Origin of the sequence: Staphylococcus sp. ZWU0021 (assembly GCF_000798895.1) — a bacterium.
GTDB classification, from domain to species: domain Bacteria; phylum Bacillota; class Bacilli; order Staphylococcales; family Staphylococcaceae; genus Staphylococcus; species Staphylococcus saprophyticus.
The window spans coordinates 46,326-53,051 of the sequence record NZ_JTLN01000003.1 but is presented as its reverse complement, the minus strand read 5'-3'; the positions used below and the strand labels follow the sequence as shown (position 1 = coordinate 53,051).

Annotated in this window: 7 protein-coding genes; 5 read left to right on the top strand and 2 right to left on the bottom strand. The window is 34.8% G+C overall.

Going from position 1 to position 6,726, the window contains the following annotated elements; all coding sequences use genetic code 11:
- Window positions 1-304 precede the first annotated feature (304 nt).
- Window positions 305-1,684 carry a MocR-like pyridoxine biosynthesis transcription factor PdxR gene (gene pdxR, locus L987_RS00630; RefSeq protein ID WP_047502420.1) on the bottom strand — a complete coding sequence of 460 codons (1,380 nt, stop codon included), beginning with the start codon at window positions 1,682-1,684 and terminating at the stop codon, window positions 305-307.
- 100 nt (window positions 1,685-1,784) lie between these two features.
- On the opposite strand from pdxR, the gene pdxS reads away from it, so the two are divergent.
- Both pdxS and pdxT read left to right on the top strand, forming a co-directional pair.
- The gene (gene pdxS, locus L987_RS00625; RefSeq protein WP_047502417.1) at window positions 1,785-2,672 is read left to right on the top strand and encodes a pyridoxal 5'-phosphate synthase lyase subunit PdxS; all 888 of its coding nucleotides are present in this window, start codon (window positions 1,785-1,787) and stop codon (window positions 2,670-2,672) included.
- Window position 2,673: 1 nt separating this feature from the next.
- The gene (gene pdxT / locus L987_RS00620) at window positions 2,674-3,249 is read left to right on the top strand and encodes a pyridoxal 5'-phosphate synthase glutaminase subunit PdxT (protein ID WP_047502414.1); all 576 of its coding nucleotides are present in this window, start codon (window positions 2,674-2,676) and stop codon (window positions 3,247-3,249) included.
- Between the two features lie 62 nt (window positions 3,250-3,311).
- Here pdxT and L987_RS00615 read toward each other — a convergent pair whose 3' ends face one another.
- Window positions 3,312-4,526, bottom strand: a complete 1,215-nt coding sequence (locus L987_RS00615) for a NupC/NupG family nucleoside CNT transporter (protein WP_047502411.1) — start codon at window positions 4,524-4,526, stop codon at window positions 3,312-3,314.
- 156 nt (window positions 4,527-4,682) lie between these two features.
- Between L987_RS00615 and L987_RS00610 the strand changes: the two genes are divergently transcribed.
- Genes L987_RS00610 through L987_RS00600 form a run of 3 tightly spaced genes read left to right on the top strand, consistent with a single transcriptional unit; the run spans window position 4,683 to window position 6,715 of the window.
- Window positions 4,683-5,144 (top strand): CtsR family transcriptional regulator, encoded by a 462-nt coding sequence (locus L987_RS00610; protein ID WP_047502408.1) that lies wholly within the window; start codon window positions 4,683-4,685, stop codon window positions 5,142-5,144.
- Window positions 5,145-5,160: 16 nt separating this feature from the next.
- Window positions 5,161-5,712, top strand: a complete 552-nt coding sequence (locus tag L987_RS00605; RefSeq protein ID WP_011303853.1) for a UvrB/UvrC motif-containing protein — start codon at window positions 5,161-5,163, stop codon at window positions 5,710-5,712.
- Window positions 5,705-6,715: a protein arginine kinase gene (locus L987_RS00600; RefSeq protein WP_047502406.1), complete on the top strand. Its 1,011-nt coding sequence runs from the start codon at window positions 5,705-5,707 to the stop codon at window positions 6,713-6,715. The genes L987_RS00605 and L987_RS00600 overlap by 8 nt, the downstream gene beginning before the upstream one ends.
- Window positions 6,716-6,726 lie beyond the last annotated feature (11 nt).

The window sequence follows — 6,726 nt, the reverse complement described above, 5'->3', positions numbered from 1 at the left end:
ACGTTCCGCAAGAGTAGGACGTTGCCAGGCAATCAGAGACCCAAGCGGGTCTCTTTTTTTATGTTAAAAAAGCTTAACTTCCAGTTCGAAGAACTGAAAAACCTAAAATAAGCTATTATGAGAAAGCGTTTGAAGCTGACGAACTGAGCAAAAGACGAAGCGAGCTACAAGTTAATTTCGAATAAACAAGTGCTAAAGCACTTGCATAAGTGTTACTAATTTCAATAAATTGAAAAGTAACACTTTATCGAAATGGTGAAAAAAATGTTAGGGAAATTTGAGCAATAAAAAATTAATAATCATATTATAGACATAGACTATTTATTAATGCGTTGGTATGATCATTTAATTTTGAAAAGGGTATCCCTCCAAAACCTAAAATAAATTTCACAGATGTTTGGTTTTTATCATAGTGATAAAAAGGTAGAATTTTCAATTGGTTGTTTGCAGCGTTTTTAAGGCACTGATCCATTGAATAGCCGTTTTTTACAGTTAAAGTGAAGTGCATGCCAGCAAGTGCACCATCTATTTGTAATTGATCTTCATACGGTTTTAGTTTTTCTAGAATGAATTTTAGTTTTCTGCTATATACTTTTCTCATTTTGTTAAGATGCCTTTCGAAACTACCTGATTCCATAAAATTAGCTACTATTTTTTGTAAATGTGCAGGTACGGTGTTACCTTCTTTGTTTTTTAAATGTTCATATTGTGCTAACAATTTTTTTGGTAAAACTAAATAAGCTATTCTACAACTTGGGAAAAGGGATTTAGAAAATGTACTTATATAGATCACTTTGTCTTTGGTATCTAAACTCTGTAACGCAGGTATTGGTTTTCCGAAGTAACGAAATTCGGAATCGTAGTCATCTTCAATAATATATCTATATTCATTTTGATGTGCCCAATTTATAAGTTGGGTTCTTTTTTTTAAATTCATTACGTAGCCTGTAGGGAACTGGTGAGACGGTGTGACATAGGCAATATTATTATTGGTTTGGCTAAAATAGTTTAAGTCAATCCCTGTTTTATTAACAGGTGTCTGAAGATAAGGGATGTGCTTCTTATCGAGTACTTGTTTGATTGGTGGGTAACTTGGGTTTTCAATAATAAACTGTTCTTTACTTAACATATCTGTGAGCAAATTAATAAGTTGTTCTGTTGAGGAACCAATGATAATTTGCTCTGGATGACAAGTAACACCACGACTGTTAAAAAGGTAATGAGCGATTTCTTGACGCAATGACCACTCTCCTTTGGGATTTGTGTGTTGTAGTAAACCGAGTTGATCATCTTCAAAGACATCACGTGCATACTTTCTAAATTGCTGCATGGGAAAGTATTCGGCATCAATTTCAGATAGATTAAAAGCATATTGATATGATTGGTCATTATGACGATTGTTAGAAGTCATGTCTAAAGATGGTCCATTTAACTGACTATGATTTCTTTTAATGATAGGTAATGCTTCAATATCTGAAACGAAATAACCAGAACGTGGTTTGGAATATATATAGCCTTCATCTAATAAAAATTGATACGCGTGCTCGATTGTTGTATTACTTACGGATAAATGTTGGCCAAGGGCACGTTTAGAAGGAAATTTATCACCAGATTGATATTGTCCTTCTATAATTTGTTGCTTCAAGTTTTCATATAATTCTATATATAGATGTCGTTTTTCCATAAAATCTGACCCCTTAAATTATTTTGGAATTGTACCTTTTTAAATACCAGTTTATCTCTTAAAATGAATTTAATCAACTAAGTAAAGGGGTAATACAGATATGTCTAAAGTTACTGGATCAGAGAGAGTTAAAAGAGGCATGGCAGAAATGCAAAAAGGCGGCGTCATTATGGACGTTGTAAATGCAGAGCAAGCTAAAATTGCGGAAGAAGCAGGAGCGGTTGCTGTCATGGCGTTAGAACGTGTACCATCTGACATTAGAGCAGCAGGTGGCGTAGCGCGTATGGCTAATCCAAAAATTGTAGAGGAAGTAATGAATGCTGTTTCAATACCAGTCATGGCGAAAGGACGTATCGGTCATATTACGGAGGCACGTGTACTTGAGTCTATGGGTGTAGATTATATCGATGAGTCTGAAGTATTAACACCTGCTGATGAAGAATATCATTTAAGAAAAGATACATTTACAGTACCATTTGTCTGTGGATGTCGTAATTTAGGTGAAGCAGCTCGTCGTATTGGTGAGGGTGCAGCGATGTTACGTACGAAAGGTGAACCTGGTACTGGTAATATTGTGGAAGCAGTAAGACATATGAGACAAGTTAATTCTGAAGTAAGTCGTTTAACTGTTATGAATGACGATGAGATTATGACAGAAGCTAAAAATATTGGTGCGCCATATGAAGTATTAAAAAATATTAAAGAAAATGGTAAATTACCAGTAGTTAATTTTGCAGCAGGTGGTGTTGCGACACCTCAAGATGCCGCTTTAATGATGGAATTAGGCGCAGATGGTGTGTTTGTAGGATCAGGTATTTTTAAATCTGAAGATCCAGAAAAATTTGCAAAAGCCATTGTTCAAGCAACAACATATTATCAAGATTATGAATTAATTGGTCGTTTAGCAAAAGAGCTAGGTATAGCGATGAAAGGTTTAGATATCAATGACCTGTCTTTAGAAGAACGTATGCAAGAGCGTGGTTGGTAATATGAAAATTGGTGTATTAGCACTTCAAGGTGCAGTCAGAGAGCATATACATCACATAGAATTAAGCGGTCACGAAGGCGTTGCAATTAAGCGAATTGAACAATTAGAAGAGATTGATGGTCTGATCTTACCTGGTGGAGAATCCACAACATTGCGTAGATTAATGAATTTATATGGTTTCAAAGAAGCCTTACAGCAATCAACATTACCAATGTTTGGCACATGTGCAGGTCTTATTGTAATGGCTAAACAGATTTCTGGGGAAGATGGCTACTTAGATAAACTCGGTATCACAGTTCAAAGAAATTCATTTGGACGACAAGTAGATAGTTTTGAAAGTGAATTAGATGTAAAAGGCATTGCGGAAGATATCGAAGGCGTATTTATCAGAGCACCTCATATTGAAGCGACACATGGTGATGTTGATGTACTTAGTACAGTTGGTGATAAAATTGTTGCCGTTCAAGAAGGACGTTATTTAGGTGTATCATTCCATCCTGAATTGACAGATGATTATAGAGTGACACAGTATTTTATTGAAGCAATTGTCAAACCGACACTTACTGAAAAAGTTTAAAAATAAATATAGTAAAAAGCAGTCATGTATTTTAAATATACATGACTGCTTTTATGTTTAAATTAGATAAAGAATCCTGCAATAGCTGCTGAAATAAATGAAACTAAAGTTGCACCGAATAATAGTTTTAATCCGAAACGTGCAACCATGTCACCTTTTTCATTGTTCAATGATTTGATAGCGCCTGAGATGATACCGATTGAACTGAAGTTCGCAAATGAAACGACGAAGACTGAAATAACACCTTTCGCATGTTCACTCATATCTTTCACTTGGCTTAAGCTTTGCATGGCAACGAACTCGTTAGATAATAATTTTGTCGCCATAATAGAACCAGCTTGTACAGCATCGTTCCAAGGAACACCAACTAAGAAGGCAAATGGTGCAAATACGAAACCGATAAGTGTTTGGAAGTCCCAAGTAATGCTACCTCCAGAAATACCAGTGAATATTGCACTGACAAGACCGTTAAGTAACGCGATAATTGCTATGTAACCAATTAACATTGCTCCTACAATAACTGCTACTTTAAAACCGTCTAAAATATACTCGCCTAACATTTCGAAGAAAGATTGCTTCCCTGCTTCACTTTCTTGAACGATTAGTTTATCCTCTTTGGCATCTACTTTATAAGGATTAATGATAGAAGCGATAATGAAACCGCCAAATAAGTTCAATACGACTGCCGTAACAACGTAACGTGGCTCGATTAAGGTGAAATAGGCACCAATAATGGAAGCTGATACTGTAGACATCGCTGAAGCCGTCAAAGTATAAAGGCGTTGTTTAGGTATATGAGCTAATTCTTTCTTTAATGAAATAAACACTTCAGATTGTCCTAAAATGGCTGCCGCAACAGCATTGTAAGATTCTAAACGACCCATACCATTTATTTTAGAAATGGCTAAACCAAGTACATTAATAATCCATGGTAGGATTTTCGTATATTGTAAAATACCAATTAATGCAGAAATAAATACGATTGGTAATAATACATTAAAGAAGAATGGAGGGTTCTTTGGATCTACAAATTCAAAACCACCAAAGACAAAGTTTACACCTTCTGCTGCTTTTGCTAATAAATAGTTAAAGCCATCTGATATGGCGCCAATGACTGTGATACCGAATTTCGTTTTAAGTAAAATAAATGCGAATACAAGTTGTATGACTAACAATAGTCCGATATATTGCCATCGGATGTTTTTTCTATCTGAGCTAAATAGAAACGCTAATGCAAGAAACACTACTATCCCAATTAAACCGATAATTATATGCATAAGTTATTCATCCCTTTTAAATTTTCTTAACTTCTATAATACAATAAAATTGATAGCACTTACATGTTTAATTTAAAAATTTTAAAACATATTGGTTGAAAAAGGTCAAAGTTGGTCATATAATATAGTCAAAGAAGGTCAAAAGAGGTGATAATCATGCACAACATGTCCGACATCATAGAACAATACATTAAAAAATTATTTGAAGACACTAATGAAGACGTTGTTGAAATTCGACGAACCAATATTGCGCAGCGCTTTGACTGTGTGCCTTCTCAGCTTAATTATGTAATCAAAACACGTTTCACAAATGAACATGGCTATGAAATTGAAAGTAAAAGAGGTGGCGGTGGTTACATTCGAATCACTAAAATTGAAAATAGAGACGAAACAGGTTACATTAATCACTTACTTCAATTAGTAGGGCCATCTATTTCACAGCAACAGGCATATTACATTGTGGATGGTTTGTTAGATAAATCATATATTAATGAGCGAGAAGCAAAAATGATATACGCTGTAATAGATAGAGAAACATTGAAGATGGATATACTATCTAGAGATATTATTCGAGCAAATATAATTAAAAGATTGTTACATGTTATAAATTATTATTAAAGCGAGGTGTTACGTCGTGCTATGCGAAAATTGTCATTTGAATGAAGCAGAAGTGAAATTGGCAGTGAAAGGGCAAGATGGTATAAATGAAAAATGGGTATGTTCCACGTGTGCACAAGGAGGTAATCCTTGGACACAAAATCAACAAATCCAAGCCCAAGATGATATCGAAGGTGCGTTTGTAGTCAAACAAATCTTGCAACATCTAGCTGCTAAACATGGTATCGATTTTGATGAAATTGCTTTTAAAGAAGAGAAACGCTGTCCAACTTGCCATATGACATTAAAAGATATTGCACATGTTGGTAAATTTGGTTGTGCAGACTGCTATGCGACATTTAAAGATGACATAGTCGATATTGTACGACGCGTACAAGGTGGTCAAATTGAGCACATTGGAAAAACACCGAGATCTTCACATAGAAAATTGGCTTTAAAAAAACAAATTGAGGAAAAATCTTCTTATCTAAATCAATTGATAGAAGAGCAAAATTTTGAAGAAGCTGCCGTTGTTCGTGATGAAATCAAGGCATTAAAAGAGGACAGCGAGGTGAAACATGATGAGTAAAAATGATATTAGTGCATATATGAGTGAATGGATGAGAGATAGAGAAGAAAGTCCCATCGTTATGTCATCAAGGATTCGTTTAGCACGAAATCTTGAAAACCATGTGCACCCACTCATGTTTCCGTCTGAACAAGATGGTTTTAGAATTATTAATGAAGTACAAGATGCGCTTCCCGATTTAGCTGTCCAACGATTAGACGCAATGGATCAGCAAAGTAAATATAAACTTGTCGCGAAACATCTTATTAGTCCAGAATTAATCAGACAACCTGCATCGGCAGTGCTACTGAACGAGGATGAATCGTTAAGCATTATGGTAAATGAAGAAGACCATTTGCGTATTCAAGCGATGGGAAATGATTTATCTTTATCTTCATTATACGAAAAAGCTTCAGAGATTGACGATAAACTAGACAGTGAATTAGATGTAAGTTTTGATGAAACTTTAGGCTATTTAACAACTTGTCCAACAAACATTGGTACAGGCATGCGAGCAAGTGTTATGTTGCATTTACCAGGCCTAACGATTATGAAACGAATGAATCGAATTGCACAAACAATCAATCGTTTCGGTTTTACAATTAGGGGCATTTATGGAGAAGGTTCGCAAGTTTATGGTCATATCTATCAAATTTCAAATCAACTTACATTAGGAAAAACTGAAGAAGACATCATTGAAAGTTTATCAGAAGTCGTTCAACAAATTATTAATGAAGAAATGCAGATTCGTGAACGCTTAAACCGACATAACTATACTGAAACATTAGATAGAGTGTATCGTTCGTTAGGTATATTAAAATATAGTAGACTGATATCTATGGAGGAAGCTTCACTAAGATTAAGTGAGGTCAAACTGGGTATTGATTTAGAATACATTGAATTAGAAGACTTCAAGTTTAATGAACTGATGGTTGCGATACAATCACCATTTTTATTAGATGATGAAGATGATAGAACTGTTAATGAAAAAAGAGCAGATATATTAAGAGAACATGTAAATTAGGAGGTTGCGCT

Excerpts from the sequence above, each read along its gene's own strand:
- pdxS (WP_047502417.1), top strand. The coding sequence starts at position 1,785 with ATGTCTAAAGTTACTGGATCAGAGAGAGTTAAAAGAGGCATGGCAGAA.
- pdxT (WP_047502414.1), top strand. The coding sequence starts at position 2,674 with ATGAAAATTGGTGTATTAGCACTTCAAGGTGCAGTCAGAGAGCATATA.
- L987_RS00600 (WP_047502406.1), top strand. The coding sequence starts at position 5,705 with ATGAGTAAAAATGATATTAGTGCATATATGAGTGAATGGATGAGAGAT.
- L987_RS00615 (WP_047502411.1), bottom strand. The coding sequence starts at position 4,526 with ATGCATATAATTATCGGTTTAATTGGGATAGTAGTGTTTCTTGCATTA.
- L987_RS00610 (WP_047502408.1), top strand. The coding sequence starts at position 4,683 with ATGCACAACATGTCCGACATCATAGAACAATACATTAAAAAATTATTT.
- pdxR (WP_047502420.1), bottom strand. The coding sequence starts at position 1,684 with ATGGAAAAACGACATCTATATATAGAATTATATGAAAACTTGAAGCAA.